At 38.5% G+C, this 18,874-nt stretch carries 14 protein-coding genes and 2 pseudogenes; 11 read left to right on the forward strand and 5 right to left on the reverse strand.

What is annotated here, in order from left to right:
* Positions 1-609: 609 nt before the first annotated feature.
* Positions 610-744, reverse strand: coding sequence for a hypothetical protein (locus DD627_RS08560; protein ID WP_260268012.1), 135 nt, complete (start codon positions 742-744; stop codon positions 610-612).
* A gap of 321 nt (positions 745-1,065) precedes the next feature.
* Between DD627_RS08560 and yycF the strand changes: the two genes are divergently transcribed.
* From yycF to DD627_RS08605, 9 genes are all read left to right on the forward strand, one after another.
* Positions 1,066-1,767: a response regulator YycF gene (yycF, locus tag DD627_RS08565; protein ID WP_260274683.1), complete on the forward strand. Its 702-nt coding sequence runs from the start codon at positions 1,066-1,068 to the stop codon at positions 1,765-1,767.
* 18 nt (positions 1,768-1,785) lie between these two features.
* Entirely contained in the window at positions 1,786-3,633 is a 1,848-nt protein-coding gene (walK, locus tag DD627_RS08570) for a cell wall metabolism sensor histidine kinase WalK (protein WP_057784922.1), read from the forward strand.
* Entirely contained in the window at positions 3,630-4,949 is a 1,320-nt protein-coding gene (locus DD627_RS08575; RefSeq protein WP_260274684.1) for a YycH family regulatory protein, read from the forward strand. Before walK ends, DD627_RS08575 begins: the two co-directional genes overlap by 4 nt.
* Before the next feature lie 14 nt (positions 4,950-4,963).
* Entirely contained in the window at positions 4,964-6,028 is a 1,065-nt protein-coding gene (locus DD627_RS08580) for a two-component system regulatory protein YycI (protein WP_260274685.1), read from the forward strand.
* A 45-nt stretch (positions 6,029-6,073) separates the two neighbouring features.
* Positions 6,074-6,877, forward strand: a complete 804-nt coding sequence (locus tag DD627_RS08585) for an MBL fold metallo-hydrolase (RefSeq protein WP_057784925.1) — start codon at positions 6,074-6,076, stop codon at positions 6,875-6,877.
* A gap of 110 nt (positions 6,878-6,987) precedes the next feature.
* The gene (locus DD627_RS08590) at positions 6,988-8,244 is read left to right on the forward strand and encodes a S1C family serine protease (protein ID WP_068808391.1); all 1,257 of its coding nucleotides are present in this window, start codon (positions 6,988-6,990) and stop codon (positions 8,242-8,244) included.
* A 791-nt stretch (positions 8,245-9,035) separates the two neighbouring features.
* Entirely contained in the window at positions 9,036-9,515 is a 480-nt protein-coding gene (gene rlmH / locus DD627_RS08595) for a 23S rRNA (pseudouridine(1915)-N(3))-methyltransferase RlmH (RefSeq protein ID WP_260274686.1), read from the forward strand.
* Positions 9,516-9,776: 261 nt separating this feature from the next.
* Positions 9,777-10,523, forward strand: a complete 747-nt coding sequence (locus DD627_RS08600; RefSeq protein ID WP_260268018.1) for an aminoglycoside 6-adenylyltransferase — start codon at positions 9,777-9,779, stop codon at positions 10,521-10,523.
* Positions 10,524-10,842: 319 nt separating this feature from the next.
* The gene (locus tag DD627_RS08605) at positions 10,843-11,322 is read left to right on the forward strand and encodes a GNAT family N-acetyltransferase (protein WP_260274687.1); all 480 of its coding nucleotides are present in this window, start codon (positions 10,843-10,845) and stop codon (positions 11,320-11,322) included.
* A 48-nt stretch (positions 11,323-11,370) separates the two neighbouring features.
* Here DD627_RS08605 and msrA read toward each other — a convergent pair whose 3' ends face one another.
* Positions 11,371-12,219, reverse strand: coding sequence for a peptide-methionine (S)-S-oxide reductase MsrA (gene msrA / locus DD627_RS08610; protein WP_068808394.1), 849 nt, complete (start codon positions 12,217-12,219; stop codon positions 11,371-11,373).
* 229 nt (positions 12,220-12,448) lie between these two features.
* A pseudogene (gene nagE / locus DD627_RS08615) lies at positions 12,449-14,434 on the reverse strand (N-acetylglucosamine-specific PTS transporter subunit IIBC).
* A gap of 352 nt (positions 14,435-14,786) precedes the next feature.
* On the opposite strand from nagE, the gene DD627_RS08620 reads away from it, so the two are divergent.
* Positions 14,787-15,128, forward strand: coding sequence for a hypothetical protein (locus tag DD627_RS08620; RefSeq protein ID WP_057784931.1), 342 nt, complete (start codon positions 14,787-14,789; stop codon positions 15,126-15,128).
* A 232-nt stretch (positions 15,129-15,360) separates the two neighbouring features.
* Here DD627_RS08620 and DD627_RS08625 read toward each other — a convergent pair.
* Positions 15,361-16,191 (reverse strand): annotated as a pseudogene (locus tag DD627_RS08625) (SDR family NAD(P)-dependent oxidoreductase).
* 129 nt (positions 16,192-16,320) lie between these two features.
* Between DD627_RS08625 and DD627_RS08630 the strand changes: the two are divergent.
* The gene (locus tag DD627_RS08630) at positions 16,321-16,851 is read left to right on the forward strand and encodes a TetR/AcrR family transcriptional regulator (RefSeq protein WP_068808404.1); all 531 of its coding nucleotides are present in this window, start codon (positions 16,321-16,323) and stop codon (positions 16,849-16,851) included.
* 50 nt (positions 16,852-16,901) lie between these two features.
* Here DD627_RS08630 and DD627_RS08635 read toward each other — a convergent pair whose 3' ends face one another.
* Entirely contained in the window at positions 16,902-18,542 is a 1,641-nt protein-coding gene (locus DD627_RS08635) for a peptide ABC transporter substrate-binding protein (protein ID WP_260274688.1), read from the reverse strand.
* Positions 18,543-18,874: the final 332 nt, after the last annotated feature.

Consider the following 18,874-nt stretch of genomic DNA (forward strand, 5'->3'; position numbering starts at 1 on the left):
TTTTATTTGGCCACTTTTAAAAGATGGCTAACTTGATTATAAAATTCGCGGTGTGATAAGAATTATAAAAGCTTTCTTTCGTGTAATTGAGCCTGTTTAATTTGTGATTTTCTGGCCTAAGAAATATATTCAAACGCTTAATTATTAATCCTATAATTTCATTAGAGAGACTATTAGAATTCATTTTGGAGTATTTGTGTAGTAGCCAATCAAAAAAATTCAGCAAAAAGATCAACATTATCTTCCCTAAATGAAATAAATAGTCCATCTTCGATTGTGTGTTCAAAATATGATACGTTTTGGATTAATATTTTTTTTGCGTGTTTGATGGTTGTTTAATGCCAAAATTAGTTAAATAGAAAAAATCATGGGTTATCTGGTATCGTTCAAAATTATTTAATAAAGATAAGTTCTCATACCTAGATAATTTTGAAAATTTTCCTTATTTGAATGAGATGTGACTAATTTTTCTACAAAAAATGGCGAGTTCTTAATTAACCATGTACTCGTCATTTTATCTATGTATGTTAATGATCGCATTAATGTTGTATTACTATACCAATGCATATGTCATCAACCTTGGCTTATCATCATTTTTTTTGCACCAAGCTACGATAGTCTTACTTTGCCCAGTTTATGGTAAATAAAGCCATTTTCTTTAAGAATTCCAGCAAAACTATCGGATAAATTACTAAAGGATTCGGTCTTCTTTAAATTGCCTAAACTTCCTAAACTAAATTTCATAATATCATCTCCTCGTTGGTCATAATATATCTCAAAAAATAAAAATGCAATACTTTTCTAATCATTTTATCATTTTTACTCATTTTTATTATAGAAAAGTATAAAACCAATTGAGTTATACGATATTTGTTGTATTGTCTGTGGAGTAAGTTACTATGGACTGATATTACACATGGTATATATCAGTAATTATGTCCCACCAATGTAACCGCTAAAAGTCGTGTGGTATAATAAGAATGCAATGTTTTTAAGCTTTTTGGCGAAAATAAGATCATATAGATTTCAATCAAAAACGACTCTGTTAAGGAGGAAACAAGTTTTATGCAAAAGATTTTAATTGTTGACGATGAAAAACCAATTTCAGACATCGTAAAATTTAATTTAACTAAAGAAGGCTATGAAGTTATTAAAGCCTATGATGGGGAAGAAGCCCTTGAAAAAGTAGAAGATGAACAACCAGATTTGATTCTTTTGGACTTGATGCTACCCAAAATTGATGGTTTGGAAGTTGCACGTCGTGTGCGTGCAAAACATAGTATTCCCATTATCATGGTGACAGCGAAAGATTCTGAATTAGATAAAGTAGTTGGCTTGGAACTTGGCGCTGATGATTATGTAACGAAACCATTTTCTAACCGTGAACTAGTTGCCCGGGTGAAGGCTAACTTGCGTCGCCAAGACCAGTTAGTTAGTTCTGAACAAGAAAGCAATGACATCAAAGTTGGTGATTTGGATATTAATCCCGATGCCTATGCGGTTTCGCGGCGTGGTGACCAGCTCGACTTGACTCATCGTGAATTTGAGCTCCTTTATTATCTTGCTCAGCACATGGGACAGGTTATGACTCGTGAACATCTCTTACAGACAGTTTGGGGTTACGATTACTTTGGTGATGTGCGGACGGTGGACGTTACGGTTCGGCGTTTGCGTGAAAAAATTGAAGAAAACCCAAGTAATCCGATTTACCTAGTTACCCGACGTGGAGCGGGATATTATTTACGGAATCCAGAAAATGAAAAATAATGGGAGCCATGTTTGGTTATGAACAAGAAAACCCGTTTCTATCAATCGATAAACTTTAAAATAGCCTTGGTATTCGCCTTGTTATTAATGATAACATTGGAAATTGTCGGGGTTATTTTTGTACGTCAATTGGAGCAACAAAATTTAAGCCAGTTTAAGAGTCAAATTCAATTAGGAACCTATGTTGATAATGAAATTTCAGAGCAACTTGGAAAAAGTAATGTCACTTCAGCAAATAAACAGATTCAACAGATTGTTTCTGATGTGAATAATACTAACATTACAGAAATTCGTGTTATTGATAACAAGGGAACCGTACGCGCGTCAAGTGATCTGAACGAACAATCAATTGTCGGTCAAAAAACAACAGATCAAGCGATTAAAAATGTGATTTATAATTCGCGTTCCTATCAACAGGTTAATTATGATCAGGGAAATAATAATCGATATTACATTTCAATTATTCCGTTAATTAGCACAAGCGGTAACACGAATACTGTGGTTGGTGCTTTATATGTGCGTGCGAATTTAGAGAGTGTTTATTCAAACGTTAATAAAATCACACTAATTTTCTTTGTGGCGGCTTCGTTTGCCATTGTTGTGGGATTGTTGCTGGCCATTATTATTTCGCGAGCCATTACGCGACCAATTGAAGAAATGAAGAAACAAACTATGCGAATTGCCCGTGGAGACTATTCTGGACACGTTCATGTGTATGGAAAGGATGAGTTGGGGCAATTAGCCTCAGCGGTAAATAACCTGTCTGTGCGTGTTGAGGAAGCACAAGAGTCCACTGAGTCTGAACAACGACGGTTGGATAGTGTGCTTGCTCACATGACCGATGGCGTTATTGCCACGGATCGGCGTGGCCGGATCACAATTGTAAATGACATGGCGCTTGATTTTTTGAGTGCCGATGCGGAACACACAGCTGGAAAATCAATTCTGGACGTTTTAGATATTCGAACCACGTATACTTTGCGAGAACTGTTAGAAAATCAAGACGATATTGTGCTGGATTTTTCAACTAAAACGCAAGATCTAATTTTGCATGCTTCTTTTGCATTAATTCAGCGAGAATCCGGTTTTATTAGTGGTCTGGTTTGTGTGTTACATGATGTTACTGAACAACAAAAAATTGACCAAGATCGTAAACAATTCGTTTCTAACGTCTCTCATGAACTACGGACACCATTGACCAGTTTAAAGAGTTACATTGAAGCTCTAACAGATGGTGCGTGGAAGGATCCTAAAGTTGCACCACAGTTTTTAAAAGTGACTCAAGAAGAAACGGATCGGATGATTCGGATGATTAATGACTTACTAAGCTTGTCACGAATGGATTCTGGAACAGCTAAACTTGATTTGGAACTTATTAACTTAAATGAGTTGTTTAACCATGTTCTGGATCGATTTGACATGATCCTAAAAACAGACGATAATCCTGATAAAAATTACATCATCAAACGTGAGTTTACGCGTCGTGATCTTTGGGTTGAAGTTGATACTGATAAGTTCCAACAAGTGTTAGATAATTTAATGAATAATGCGATCAAATACTCACCTGATGGTGGCACAATTACTTGTCGCTTGTTAGAGACGCATAATCACGTTATTTTAAGCGTTTCAGATCAAGGACTGGGAATTCCGAAGAAGGATCTGACCCATGTCTTTGATCGGTTCTACCGGGTGGATAAAGCTCGTTCACGCGCACAAGGTGGAACTGGACTGGGATTGGCAATCTCAAAGGAAATTATTTCAATGCATGGCGGCCGAATCTGGGTTGATAGTAAGGAAGGCAAGGGCTCCATATTCTATATTTCCCTTCCTTACGAGCCCTTAGACGAGGAGGATCAGTGGGAATGAGAGGAATGCGAACTAGTCGAATATTAATTCATCTTGGCCTTATTCTAGTGGTCCTTTTAAGTGTGGTTTTGTCGTGGTTTATTTGGACAAATCCGGCCCACTATGAAAAAACGAAACAACAATCAAGTCGAAATAGTAATGTAGTTCAAAGTGAACAATCGAATAAATCGGTTGGTGATATTTATTTACCAACACAGGTAATTTATCATCAATCAGATACGAGTTCGTATTTAATTAACAATACTAATGTTAGTCTAACGGATTCTATCCGAAGTGCCATCCAAAAGTGGCACTTACGTGGCGTAACGAGAAAATCGATCAATAGTCGTAAGGCGTATGAAAATTTAGTTGCCCGTGATAATACAGTTATGTTAAAGTATCCGGACAATGTGACGAGTGGTATTTTAAATGACGCGTTTGATCAGAAGACCAGGTTTAGTGGTAAATTTTCTCGAATCGTTTTTTCAGTTGATAAACGAAATGAAGTTTATCTTTTAAATGATGAAAATTATGCAATTTATAAAGTTCGAACAACTAATCAAAATCTAGCTCAGATTAAGGAACTATTGATTGGCAAGGTACAACGCTTTGCAGTGTCAGAAACGTTAATAAATCATCGTTTGATGACGAATTACGAAAATGAAGTTAAAATTCCAGAATATAGTTATCTAGTTAATAAACAAACCGCCGCTTATTTTGTTTCAACTTTAATGGATAGTGATAATGCTTCTTCAGTGACAACTAAGGAACAAAAAGGCAAAACAATTTATAATGATAGTAATTCAAAGCGGATGACCGTGAATAACAAACGGGGCATCGTATTTTATGAAGATTTGTCGGGGCAGCAATCCTATCATACCGGGATGAGTTCAACGTTGTCCAAGAGTTTCAAAGTATTGAAACAAATGGAAGTCCCGTTGGATAACATGCGCTATTATCACTACAATGCCAAAAATAATTCCGTTGTTTACCGTAGTTACGTCGAAGGCTTTCCTATCTTTAATCAAACCGAGTACGGAACGGTTGAAGTTCAGATGACTGGTGCGAGAACAAAAGAAATTGATTTTTCGTTATACAGTTTACAAATTCCTGTACCCACGGGTAAGGAACGCACGATTTTACCATCGACGCAAACTGTTTTGGATCGCTTAGAAGCAGTTGGTTACAAATTAAGTGATATTAAGAACATTGAAATTGGTTATCAATGGACTGCAAATCCATCCAGTGATTTAGTGGTAAACCTAACACCAACTTGGTATGTGAACTACAAGAATCAATGGATTTCTTATCAAAAGTTGATTGAACAACAACCATAAGGGGATGAAAACGCATGGATTTCAAAAGAATTGAGTTAATATTTTTAACAGCATTCGCGGCACTGGATATCTTTTTAGTCATCTCCTTTTTCCAAAATAATTCTGATGTTCATTCAACTTCACAGGGAGCGAGTCATAACGCGACAATTTTGAAAGAAATGCGCGATGATTCCATTTCTTTTTCAAAGCCGTCTAACAAAAAAGGTCAAGGCTATTATATTTCAACCCAGACCTCTGGAAATAAACGGCTAAAGGAAAAAATGGAATCTTTGACTGCCCAATCAGCTAAAATGGTTAACGGTGAAATAATTAGTACGTTTAACACACCGCTAACTTTGAATACAAAAAGTCCAGAAAAAACATTGAATCAAATTGTGAACGACAGTAATCAGATTGTGAATGGGAAACATTATCAGTATGATGCCAAAACTTCTACAGGTAGTCAGATTATCTATACGCAAATGGTTTCGGGGCAACGAATTTTCTCCAGATCAGGACAAATTCGATTTAAGATTAACAGTGGTGGTCAAGTGGTTGGCTACACACAGGGGTATTTGACAGATGCTAATCCATTGCGGGAAAAACAAGATACGATAAGTCAGGAACGTGCAATTATTTGGCTTTACCAGTATAATGAGGTGCCTAATGAGTCTGTTATTAAATGGGCTCGTTTAGGATATACAAGATTGTTGAGTATCCAAAAAGGATCAGTTTATGTGCCAACGTGGTACATTGCTGTCCATGGTAAAAGTAGTGCGACCCTTCAATATTATCGAATCAGTGCATTTACGGGTGTAATTATGAAGTATAATACACAGGTGCAATCTTCATCTAGTAGCAGTTCAAGTACTGCAGAGTCTAGTAGCGAAGATGATAGTAGTCTGTTGAACCAAGCGGTTTCTAGTTCGAAACGAGCCGTGGAATCAAGTACACAGGCAAGTGTTCAAGCTACGACCAGAAGAGCCTATAGCAGCAGTAGTACATCAAGTTCAAGTACCAATGCAGTTTCAACAAGTTCGAGTGAATCAACAAGCAGCCAAGTCTCGAGCAGTAGCTCAGCTTCATCTGAAGTTCATTAGACACTTAATTTAAGTTAAATTTAGTTCGAAGGGGTAAGGAAATACATGAGTGACGACGATATGAAGATTAGTGTTTTAGCAAGTGGTAGTACTGGGAATGTGACCTATATTGAAACTCCCAAACATAAGATGTTAGTGGACGCCGGATTAAGCGGGAAAAAAATTGAAGGTTTAATGAACAGTATTGGCCGAGACCTTGCGGATGTCGATTCACTTTTCATTACCCATGAACATACGGACCACATTCAAGGGGCTGGTGTTTTGGCCCGCCGATATAACCTCGATTTATATGCTAATCAGGGAACATGGCGAGCTATAGAGCCCAAAATTGGCCCTATCCCAGAAGAAAAGAAAAACATTTTCGAAGTTGGCAAAACGAAGTCCTTTGGAGATATTGATGTGGAAAGCTTTGCAGTTTCGCATGATGCAGCAGAACCTCAATTTTATGAGTTTCATCATAATGGGAAAACCTTTGTGATTTTAACTGATACCGGTTATGTTTCAGAGCGGGTGGAAGGCCAAATTGAAAATGCGGATGCCTACTTGTTCGAAGTGAACCACGATGTAGAAATGCTGCGAATGGGTGGCTATCCCTGGCCACTGAAACAACGGATTTTAAGTGATCATGGGCATTTATCTAATGAAGCTGGCGCAAATGCGTTGATGGATGTCATGGGATACAACACAAAAAAGATTTTTCTTGGGCATTTAAGTTTGCACAATAATATGAAGGAACTTGCACACTTAACCGTGGCCTCCATGATGAAAAACAAAGATTTAGCCGTTGGTCATGACTTTCAGCTTTTTGACACAGATCATACAAAGGCAACTAAACTGACAGCAATTTAGTGAAAAATATAAAAATCATTCATATTTTCATCACAATTTATTGTTATGCTGAAAGCAGTTACAATTAATAAGGCGAAGGGGGTTTGGCGATCATTTGATCGCATATAGCTATGTTTAAAAACAAGAATTTATGGGCAGTTTTCATTACAGCGCTAGTTGCAGGTTTGATTGGTGGTGGAATTGCGTTCGGGGCAGTTAATTACTTTAGTAATCGACAAGCAGAAAACGCGACAGCCGTCCCAAGTGGTTCGAATAGTTCGGGCTCAACCAAGGTCAGCAACGTGAAGGTTAATGTGAGTGGGCAGTCTGAAAAGGCTTATAGCAGCATTAAGAATGCTGTGGTTACCGTCATTAATCTGAAGAAGGAAAGTTCAAATTCAAGTAACAGTTTATATGGTTCGATTTTTGGAGAATCGTCTTCAAGTTCGTCAAGTTCCTCAAGCTCAAGTAAGCTTGAGACATACGCAGAAGGTTCAGGAGTCATTTACAAAAAGAGCGGAAATGCGGCTTACGTAGTGACAAACAACCATGTTATTTCGGGTTCAAACGCCGTTGAAATAATTATGAGTAATGGTAAGAAAGTTTCAGCTAAGGTTGTAGGTAAGGATTCCGTCACCGATTTAGCAGTTTTGAAAATTAACTCTTCTGTAGTGACAACCGTTGCCAGCTTTGGTAACTCGAATAACATTAAAGTTGGTGAAACGGCGCTAGCGATTGGTTCACCACTTGGTTCAGATTATGCTACTTCCTTAACACAAGGAATCATTTCTGCGAAGAAACGAACCGTTTCAACGACGAATGAATCTGGTCAAGAAACTGGGGAAGCTACAGTTATTCAAACAGATGCCGCAATCAACTCTGGTAACTCAGGCGGTCCTTTGATCAACTTAGCAGGTCAGGTAATTGGCATTAACTCCATGAAATTATCAAGCAGTTCATCTGGTACAAGTGTTGAAGGAATGGGTTTTGCAATTCCATCTAATGAAGTGGTTACGATTATTAATCAGTTAATTAGTAAAGGTAAGATTGTTCGGCCAGCGTTAGGAGCTTCTTTGATTGATTTAACAGACATTACGTCTAGTCAACAGAAGTCAATCCTCAAGCTACCATCAAGTGTCAATGAAGGCGCTGTGATCTATCAAACGTATGCAGGCTCACCAGCACGTACAGCAGGCTTGAAGAAGTATGATGTCGTCACGAAATTGGATGGCACAAAGATTACCAGTGTGGCAACCTTGAGGGATAAACTTTACAAACTTAAGATTGGCGATAAAGTGAAAATTGGTTGGTATCATGGTAGCACTTATAAGACAGCCACCATTCACTTAACAGAAACCACAACGACACTAAGTTCACAGGCAAAATAAATTATGAATATTAGAAAAGACGTCAAGTTAGGCTTGGCGTCTTTTTTTTGTGGAAAACAAGGCCGAATCAGGCCATGAGGTTAAGAGAGATCGCGTGTTTCTATTCTTGTCTTTAATTGGCTAGTGTAATCCCCAAAAGAAAATTACTAACTACTTCAGATGGATGTATCTATGCGTTGTTTTTTATTACGGACAAATAGTGTAGAATTATACACAGGAAATGTATATAAATGGCTGAACTGGGCGTTTTATAACAAGTTTGAATTACTTTTGAAAATCCACTTTATTTTTGGAGTAAATTGTGGTTCCGAATGATTTTAAATATTCTAAAGTTTTTCTTAAGGAAAGACGGGAATTTATCAGAAGAAAAACGAACATTGCCCCCATCAATAATTATGGATTGTTCAGATCAAAAATAAGCTGTGAAAAACAATTGTGGACAACTGTGGATAACTTTGTGAATAACTAAAATGACATTTTGAAGCGATGACCTAAATCAGGTTGGTATAAGTAATGAAATGGGTTTAAAAGTTATCCACAGGTTGGGACGGAAACTGTGGACTAAATTTGTTTCACAAAATTATGAACGCCACAAATGCAGATATATCAGCGTTTCTAGCCTGTGGATACGAACATGTGTTACTGTTGAAAACAGTGGATAACTAAATTTTATGTTGACAAGTTGGGGATAGCTCATGTTGTGGTGGTGGAAAAATGACCCCTATATATGGGAATCTTATTCACCAGCCTGTGGATAACTTTGTGAATAACTTGTGTAAAGGAGTATTTTTATGAACATCAAGTTTATTGTTGTGGGAAAACTCAAAGAGAAGTATTTTAAACAGGGAATTGCCGAATATGCAAAAAGACTCAGTAAATTCTGCAAGTTTAGCATCGTCGAAGTTCCCGATGAGAAGGCTCCGGAATCTCTAAGTGACGCAGAGATGGCTGATGTGAAGGGAAAAGAAGGAGAACGAATTCTAAATAAGATCAAAGAACGTGAGTATGTGTACAGTTTGGAGATACTAGGTAAAGAACGTTCGTCAGAAGAATTTGCTAAGGAGATCGATCAGTTGGCAACGTACGGTCACTCTGATCTCACATTTGTGATTGGTGGGTCACTCGGATTGAGTCCTGAAGTGATCAAACGAGCAAATGCACACATCTCGTTTGGTCGGTTTACATTGCCACATCAGCTGATGCGGTTAGTGTTAGTGGAGCAAGTTTACCGTGCGTTTATGATTAATGCAGGAAGTCCGTATCATAAATAAAATTGCGTGCAAAAAGGCAATTAATTAATGAAGCCCATCGTAGCGGAGAATTAATGTTTATACTGAGCTGGAAAACCATACTATCTGAAACTATGCTTTACCAGGCTAATGTTTTGTCCAATAGTTGTTATAATTCATTTTTTCTTTGTCTTACTATTTAGTAAGTGGGACTTTTTCAATAAATTTTCGTTATGTGTATTGGAATACGCTAGTCTAATGGTGCATACTGATTTTGTGAATGATAACCAAAGGAGCATGTCAATGATTACTACTGATTTAGATAAATTGATCAAACTTGCAAGTGATAACAAGAATATTATTGCCATTGGTACAGAAGGTGCGTCAAATGATAGCACACAAATTAGCGATGAGTGGACAGATCTAGATGTCACACTTTTTGTACGTGAACCAGCGCGCGAAGATGGTTGGTGGTGGCTCCAACAGTTAGGCGAGCCAACGATTGTTCAATTTATTGAAACACAGGATTTGTTTGGTCCACATAGTGGTAGGTGGTTTTCATGGCTCACACGCTATACTGGCACACGACGCATTGATTTTAAAATGACATCGGTTCAGGCAGAAGCTGCCTATTTGAGTAATGACACACTAAACACAATTGTTTGGCGCCAAAATAAGGGGCGAGTCCCACCGCGCAAAACTAATGCTCAGTCACATTTTATTCCGTTACCCGATCAAGACAGTTTTCAAGAACATGTGCGAGAATTTTATTGGTGTGCCGGCAATGTAGTTAAAGGCTTGGCACGGCAAAATCTAGTGTATGCTAACGAGCAATTTAATCGATATGTTCGTCCAGAACTACTAACTTTACTGGAAATGCGAGCAACCATGCAACAAAATGGACGATTTGATGCTGGTGTGACGGGAAAGTTTATCGAGCCAACGTTAAGTGCAGTTGAAAAACACAATTATCTGCAACTTATCAGCAAACCTCGTTGCCGGAAACTAAAGCAAGTTTGCGTAAAGTACTGCAATTATATCGCGGCGTAAGTGAGCAAATCAGTGGTAACTATAATTTTGACTTACCGAAAACAATCACAAAAGTTTATCAACAATTCAATATGTGGTTAAGTGCTTAATTTGGAGGTTTTATAATGACTGACATATAAATGATGAGTCGGCAGTAAGTGATCCGTGATCTGTCGTAGCATAGAAGACCCAGAATCCGCCAATAATTATCGTACATTAAGGCAAACGAAGAGCTTTATTCGCTGGTCTTTAACAAATGAACTGGACGAAAATATTGCCGTTTTTGTGGATCGCTTTAGAAAAGCGATGTTTGAATAAACTATAAAAGAAGGTAAATCGCATGATTACATACCGATTATTTAGGCCAGAGGATGCTAATGATGTTGCCAAAGTGATTGCTGAAACACTGAGAGTTTCCAATCGAAAAGATTATTCGCAGGAATACATTGAAGCCGATATTAAACGTATGAATGCAAAATTTTTTATAAATAAAGCAAAACAAACACATTTTTATGTATTTCTTGATGCAGATCGAATTATTGGTACTGGAGCTATTGGGTCATATTGGGGAAGTACTAAGGAATACAGTTTGTTTGATATTTTTATTTTGCCTAATTTTCAGCATCGAGGGATTGGTCGTCTGATTATTGAAACTTTGGAAAAAGACAGCTATTTTCTGAAGGCAATGCGGGTTGAAATCCCAGCCTCTATTACTGCACTACCTTTTTATCAACACATGAATTATAGGTTTAAAGATGGACAGCGCAAGCCCGATAAGGAACAGCTTTATCGATTAGAGAAATTTCCAAAAATTGATTAAATTATAGAAAACAAAATGACACGACTTCAAGCGAAGCACTTAGTCGTGTCATTTTTTGATTCCGGTTTTTATTAATTTGTTTAAACTGACCCGTACTTTACCCCAAAAATGCTGCATAGCCAGATACTGTCGGCGTGCATGTGCCATCTTTTTATATCTAACTGGATTCTTTTTGTAAAACTCTTGATGGAAGTTTTCGGCAGGCCAAAATTTGGTGGCAGGTAAAATTTCAGTTACAATCGGATGTTTATATTTCCCAGATGCCCTTAATTTTTGTTTGGAAGCTTCCGCAATTTTTCGTTGCTGAGCGCTTTGAACGAAAATAATTGGGCGGTATTCCTCACCGCGATCGTTAATCTGGCCCATATTGTCAGTAGGGTCTGTAATTTGCCAATAAAGGGCCACCAGTTCATTATACTTAATAATTCGGGTATCAAAGACAATTTCCACTGCTTCAACGTGGCCGGTTTGTTGGCCCACTACTTGTTCGTAGGTTGGCTTAATGACGTGTCCCCCGGTGTAGCCAGATAAAACGGAAACAATGCCAGGCCGCGTCTCAAAAGGCTCCACCATGCACCAAAAACAGCCACCGGCGAATATGGCCCGTTCATAGTAAGGATTGGATAGATTTTGATGTTTTGCGACATCAAACGTGGGTGATTTTTCTGCATCATCAGTTATTTTTGCATAAAAATCCGCCACATCAGGAGTCAGGTTATCACGCCAAGCTAAAGGGCGCAGCGCAAATTCTAGTTGGTCAAGTTCTGTGTTGAAATGTGCGCCTTTTTCGACAGCGTTTTTCATTGTGAGCAATTGAGTTCGTTCCCAGACTCTGGTTGCGGGGTTTAAAATTAGGTTATAAATATCGCGCATAGTTGTTTGTTCATCGACCTTCATTTTGCTTCCTCCTCCCAACTTTTCAAATGCATTATGCAGGAATTGTAGGGAGATTGCACCTATTTTGATTTTCGTTGAAAACTCAGAATTTAATGAATTGCATAAAAAGGTGTTAGCTGTATTTAACTCAGTTAGCACCTAATTTTTAAATTAAGAACAAGAAAAGATCGTTCCTAAAAGAACGATCTTTATTGTGGGACTTATTAATTTGAATTGATGAGAAGGAAATTTACTTTAATATAACTTTGACAACTTCTTCATCAGTACCAACCTGGCGGGCAAGGCCGTCAAACTTCATATAACCTACAGCAGGCATATTTGTAATGATGACAATCATTGTTGTACCCTTGCCAGAGTGATTGATAGCTTGTAGGTCAGCAGTAGCAAGTAAATCACCATGACGAACCTTTTGACCTTCAGAAACGTTTACTGTAAAAGGTTCTCCCTTAAGTTCAACGGTATCTAATCCCATGTGAACCAAGATTTCTAAGCCATCATCGGTTTTAATTCCGATCGCGTGTTTAGTAGGGAAAACGGTCATGATCTCACCATCAACAGGTGAAACAACTTTACCATCTGAAGGTTCAACAGCATAGCCATCACCTAGCATCTTTTGAGAGAAGGTTGGATCTTTCACATCTTCAATTGCAAGTAATTGACCAGCGGTTGGAGTATAGAAGGTGTCAACTGCACCAGAATTAACATCCGCACTTGTAACAGGTTCAGGAGTTGGTGCAGCTGTAGTAGTAATTTTTCCTACTGGAGCGCCTTCTTTATCAAGTTTGGTTAACGCATCAGCGACAAATTGAACTTCAGTTCCAATTACAATTTGAAGATTGGACTTATCTAGAACGTTGATACCAATAGCACCAGCCCCTTTAATAGCGCCTTTATTAATTGTATCGGTATCTTTTAATTGCAAACGAAGACGGGTTGTACAATTATCGACAGCAGTGATGTTATCTTTACCACCAATAGCTGCATAAATCTTTTTGGCTTGAATGCTGTATTTATCATCACTATCATCGGTATCGATTGCGACATCGACACCTTCGGCTGCATCCGCTTCGATAGGTTCACGACCGGGAGTCATTAAATTGAATTTTTTGATTGCAAAATCAAATCCAAAGTAGTAAATAACAGCCATGACAAGACCTTGAACGATTAGCATGTAGGGCATGTTAGCAATCGGCATGCGTGAACTTAAGACGAAATCGACTAAGCCAGCGCTAAACGTAAACCCGGCAGTCCAATGCATAAATGCTGCAAAGGCTAAGGATAAACCAGTGAAAACGGCATGAATTACGTATAAAGGCCATGCAACAAACATGAATGAGAATTCCAATGGCTCAGTTACACCAGTGAAGAATGCCGCGAAGGCGCCAGCCATCATCAATGAAGCTGTTTCTTTTTTACGTTCAGGACGGGCGTTACGATAAATCGCCAGGGCACCGGCTGGGAGTCCAAACATCATAACAGGGAAGAAACCACCCATGTACATACCGGTAACCCCTTTAACCCCCTGGTTAGCCCAGAATTTACCAATATCATTAATTCCGGCAACGTTGAACCAGAATACTGAGTTTAAAGCTTGATGTAAACCAGTTGGAATCAATAAACGATTGAAAAATCCATATAATCCAGCACCAACAGCACCTAAACCAACGAAGAATTTACCAAAAGCAACTAGAGCTTCGTATACTGGTGGCCAAACGAATAATAATAGCACTGTAACAAATAACATAACTAAAGCGGACATAATTGGAACTAGTCATTTGCCGCTAAAGAATGATAAGGCCATCGGTAATTTAGTTTCGTGGAATCGGTTGTAAAGTGAGGCTGCAATTAGTCCAGCAATAATACCAATAAAGACATTACCACTAAGGGCACTAAAGGATGGATCTACTTGAGTTACCTTAATGTTTTTTAATAAGGCAACTGAAGCTGGTGCTAAAACAGAGACAGGGACAAAATAAGCAACAACACCAGCTAAAGCAGCGGCACCATCTTTGTCCTTTGACATACCAAGTGCAAGACCAACTGCGAATAAAAGCGCAAGTTGACCAAGAATGGCATTACCACCGGCTTGCAAGAATTGCGCCACGGCCCATTTTGCAGGTAACCAGTGACCAATACCGACTAATAATGCGGCGGCAGGTAAAACAGCAACGGGCAGTTGTAAAGAACGACCCATGCGTTGAAGATATGATTTCATATAGAATACTCCTCCTTTTGGAAAGTGAAAAAAGTTATAAATGCATAACACATTTTCCATAATAACGCCTAAACAAGCGCTTACACAACCCCGTTGCTGTTGAAATTGACCGATATTACATGTGGTCTATACCGATTGAAAAGAACACATGAGTCACTTCATGAGGGTTTATATTTTATTGGTATAAAATTTGAAAAATTACCTTATTGGGACTTAAATACTCAAATGATTTAAATTTTTTGAAATTATTTTGAAAGCATTTCAATTTATGCTGTGGGTTCATTTCAGTACTTTAAGTCAGCTTGCGATATAATAGATTTAACAAAGACATTTAAGAGAACAAGGAGAATATATGATATTTACTGGAATTATGATCGTTATCTTTATTGCCCTGGGAGTGGTTTGGTATGTGCTTCAAAAACGAATTACGGCACTAAAAAAGCAGTTCACACTTGAGCAAATTACTGATGTGATGACCAAAGATAAAAGTGTGGTTAAAACGATAAAACAGGCTCGTGTTTTGCAGGGCATTTCCTTTATCGCTGTTTTACTTATTTTGTGGACAATTTTTGAGAATTATCCAAACAGCTATTATCTGGTTTTGCTGAATGTGATGCAACTCACGACGACTGCTCGGCAATATTTCTTGTACCTAGCTTGGCAGCGATGTGCATTCTTAATTAACGGAAAATAAGACAAGCGCAATTAACGATTTTGGAAATAACCCAAAACCTAGTTAACTGCACTTGTTTAATTATAGATATTTATTACTCAACTCGTTTGATTTTGCCCACTGCAGTGACAGATATAACAAAATCAGCGACCATGTCGGCGATCTCAGAAATTGTCTGTTGTGATGAAAAATGTTTCACGTGAAAATATATATACAAAAAACTTGCAGAAATTGACTGCAAGTTTTTTTGTGATTATTTAGTTCGTTTAGCTAAACGATTTAATACAGCTAGTGATGCCGCACGATAAATCCGTGGGTAGGCTCGGACAATGTGCACGATCGCGCGGTCTCCAAATGAACGGAAATAACGGTGTTTCGGTTTCGAGTCGGTCGCTGCTGCATAGAAGACTTTAGCTAAGTCAGCTGAAGTTGCCCCACTTTGACCTTCAAATGAGCCAAAACTCTTAGCTAATGAATTAACGAAGGGTAAGTAAGCAGAATCTGGCTTGAGATTTTTGCGAATATTGTCCATGGTGATTGCAGACCAAGATGATTGGGTGCCACCGGGTTGAACAATTACTGATCGAATTCCAAATTGTTGAACTTCAACATCTAAGGTGTCACTCCCTTGTTGTAAAGCTGCTTTAGTTGCGTGATAGTAAGCGTTTAGTGGGATATAAAGGGCACCACCGATTGATGAAATATTGACAATTCGGCCAGAGTTTTGTGCACGCATAGTTGGCAAACTTAGCTTAGTTAATTAAGCTGCGCCAAAGAAATTAGTCTCGAATTGTTTTCGGACATTTTCAATTGAAACATCTTAAACAGGACCACCTTCACTGTAACCCGCATTATTAATAAGCACGTCTAGTCTTTGCTGTTCTGATAAAATGGTTTGAATAAAATTGTTATTAGACTCTGAATCCGTGACGTCCAGTTTGATGGCATGAATGTTGGCGCTGGTTGGGATCTTTTCAACTCGACGGGCACCACCATAAACCACCCAGCCTTTTTCAGCAAATAGTTGTACAGCTGCTTTGCCCATCCCACTACTGGCACCTGTAATTGCGATTACTTTTTTCATGCGATATTATCCTTCTTCCTTTGAATATGTTACTGTTGTAACAGTTAGTAATTGAAGAAAGTGTACCGCCAATTTTAAGTCATTACAATCACTTCAGAGCCAGAAGTGACAAAAGGAGTAAACATGTCAATGACCAAACGATCAAACGAAACGGAAGCCTACATATTGGGCGCATTGGAGCGTTTATTAAAGAAGAAAGCATTTGCGGAAATCTCAATCACGGAATTAGCAAAAACAGCCGGTGTCTCACGGATGACTTTTTATCGATACTATCAAAACCCGACCGAAATATTGACTCACGAAATGAGCAGGATAATGACCGAATTAACAACTAAAGTTGATTTTGATGCCATGATTCCCCATGAGGGCTTAGTTTATATCATGCGATTTCTTAAAGCCAATGGCGATTTTATCAAAGTGTTAGTTGCGGCCAATGAACAGGATATGTTGCGTGATAGTATTGCCAAAACTTTGGTACAATTATCCCATCACAAGGGACAGCTCCAAGATCTGAATTCTCGTGAAATTGCCTACTATGCGCGCTACCATTCTACAGGTTTAACGAGCGTAATTGTCGACTGGATTACCAAAGCTGGACCAGAGACGCCAGAAGAATTGGCAACGTTTTTGGAACGGATTGGTGAGGGAGCCGAAACTTAGCAGATTATAAAAAATTGGGCCGCCCCATCAAGGGTAGTCCGATTTTATCATTATTTGACATAAGTACTGCGGAAATCTAATGCACCACTAAATTTATTGTAAATAACACCATGCAAGGATGATTTCACTAATAAACGCGAACGGCTTTCGTATAGCGGTGTAACCGCCTGATCTTTGACAGCTGTTTTGGCTGCGTCCACAAGATCTTGATAACGTTTAGTAGGATTCAAAGCATCCTTTCCATCGGCAGCATTCATGGCATTGTCATAGGTTTTACTTTGATAATGGCCCATGTTGGAGTTGCTGGTAGACGTCAAAATGGTCAAAGCTTGCGTCGGATCAGCAAAATCCATGCCCCAACTAGTTAAATTAAGCTGGAAATCTCCTTGAGAGACTTTTGTTAACATTGAAGGGAATGGCATAGTGCGCACGTTGACCTTCAAGCCATTTAAATGATTCATCAACTGGCCTTGAATGAAAGTGGCTGCATGTTGGCTCGTATCATCGTTGGCGCAAGTGATTGTTAGAGTTAATTGCTGTTTTCCTAATTGTTTTTGTGCAGTTTTATATAGAGTTTTTGCTTTGGCAATGTTGTAAGCCATAGAGCTCGAAATGTAAGCATCGTCGGCAAAATCTTTACCTGTCTGGGGGTTCTTCAACATATTGTGCACCCCAAACGTCTTGGCCGAGGTAGAGCCATTTTCAAGAATTTTATCCACTAATTGCTGACGATTAATAGTGAGTGAAATTGCGGTGCGTAGATCTTTGTTGGCCGCTGTTTTATCTTTTTCGTTATACTGAATGAAACCAACTCGGCCGGAGGACAAAGTCTTTAATTCTGGATTGTCCTTGTTTTGGACATTTTCTTCGCCGGCTAAAGTAACCATAGCCAGCTTATTGGCTTGGTACAAATTGTAAGCCGTTGAAGTGGCCTTGATTACCTGATAATTGATTTTAGCGAGCTTTACAATTTTATGATCTCTGTAAGTTGGGTTCTTGACCAAACTCCAAGTATCATTAGTTCCGTTCCAGCCTTTCAAAACGAATGGCCCATTGTAGATCGTTTTTTTAGCGGTCATGCCGTATTTAGAACCATATTTTTCAACGGCTTTTTGGCTAATTGGATAGAAAGTTGTGCCTGATAAAAGCTTCTTGAAGTACGGAATGGGTGTGCTTAAATGGACCTTTAGCTGATATTTACTAGTCGCAGTCACACCCAATGTGGCAGGGGACTTTTTACCAACCATAATGGCGCTGGCATTTTTGAAATTGGCAAACAAATGAGTGAATTCAGATTTAGTTTTAGGATCTAGCGTCCGTCTCCAAGAATAAACAAAATCGTTGGCTGTGACTTTTTCACCGTCACTCCACCGGCCATTGTGGCGTAAATTAATAGTATATGTTTTACCATTTTTGGAAACGGTGGTTTTGGTTGCTAATGCATTGACCGGATTACTATTTTTGTTTAATCGGTAAAGGCCTTCATCGACTTGACTGAGTTGACTACTAGAAACGCCATCGGTTATTTTTGAGGCGTCTAAACTGGTAAGATTAGTGGTTTCGTATAAATTGATTTTTTGTGCGGGTGCTGCCTGAGCTTGTTTAGAATTGGCATGAATGCCGAAACTGACGCCGCCGATCAGAATGATACCTGCAATAAGTAATGCCTTTTTGTTTGTAAAAATACTCATGATTGATTTCCTCCAAATATGTTGAATAATTTGTCTTGAAATTGATCAATGAGCGTTGCCATCGTTGTATTTCCATGTGTTTCACCCCGTTTGAGAAATCAAAAAACCGTCCTTAACAGCCAATGTGTTAAGGACGGGTTTTTCAGGCTCTATACTTTTTCCTGTTGATGAACTACCAATGTGGTAATCTATTAACAGGATTTTTTTGAAAAAAAAAGAGGCCCACAGGTCCCCACACACAAAAAAATCCACCCACTACAGCATCATCAAAGGATGTGAGAAACCATGAACCCTATAGATAATAATATAAAATTTTCACTCAGTATTAAAGA

This window comes from Pediococcus sp., assembly GCF_003533255.1.
GTDB classification, from domain to species: Bacteria; Bacillota; Bacilli; order Lactobacillales; family Lactobacillaceae; genus Pediococcus; species Pediococcus parvulus.

Excerpts from the sequence above, each read along its gene's own strand:
- DD627_RS08560 (WP_260268012.1), bottom strand. The coding sequence starts at position 744 with ATGAAATTTAGTTTAGGAAGTTTAGGCAATTTAAAGAAGACCGAATCC.
- yycF (WP_260274683.1), top strand. The coding sequence starts at position 1,066 with ATGCAAAAGATTTTAATTGTTGACGATGAAAAACCAATTTCAGACATC.
- walK (WP_057784922.1), top strand. The coding sequence starts at position 1,786 with ATGAACAAGAAAACCCGTTTCTATCAATCGATAAACTTTAAAATAGCC.
- DD627_RS08575 (WP_260274684.1), top strand. The coding sequence starts at position 3,630 with ATGAGAGGAATGCGAACTAGTCGAATATTAATTCATCTTGGCCTTATT.
- DD627_RS08580 (WP_260274685.1), top strand. The coding sequence starts at position 4,964 with ATGGATTTCAAAAGAATTGAGTTAATATTTTTAACAGCATTCGCGGCA.
- DD627_RS08585 (WP_057784925.1), top strand. The coding sequence starts at position 6,074 with ATGAGTGACGACGATATGAAGATTAGTGTTTTAGCAAGTGGTAGTACT.
- DD627_RS08590 (WP_068808391.1), top strand. The coding sequence starts at position 6,988 with ATGTTTAAAAACAAGAATTTATGGGCAGTTTTCATTACAGCGCTAGTT.
- rlmH (WP_260274686.1), top strand. The coding sequence starts at position 9,036 with ATGAACATCAAGTTTATTGTTGTGGGAAAACTCAAAGAGAAGTATTTT.
- DD627_RS08600 (WP_260268018.1), top strand. The coding sequence starts at position 9,777 with ATGATTACTACTGATTTAGATAAATTGATCAAACTTGCAAGTGATAAC.
- DD627_RS08605 (WP_260274687.1), top strand. The coding sequence starts at position 10,843 with ATGATTACATACCGATTATTTAGGCCAGAGGATGCTAATGATGTTGCC.
- msrA (WP_068808394.1), bottom strand. The coding sequence starts at position 12,219 with ATGAAGGTCGATGAACAAACAACTATGCGCGATATTTATAACCTAATT.
- DD627_RS08620 (WP_057784931.1), top strand. The coding sequence starts at position 14,787 with ATGATATTTACTGGAATTATGATCGTTATCTTTATTGCCCTGGGAGTG.
- DD627_RS08630 (WP_068808404.1), top strand. The coding sequence starts at position 16,321 with ATGACCAAACGATCAAACGAAACGGAAGCCTACATATTGGGCGCATTG.
- DD627_RS08635 (WP_260274688.1), bottom strand. The coding sequence starts at position 18,542 with ATGAGTATTTTTACAAACAAAAAGGCATTACTTATTGCAGGTATCATT.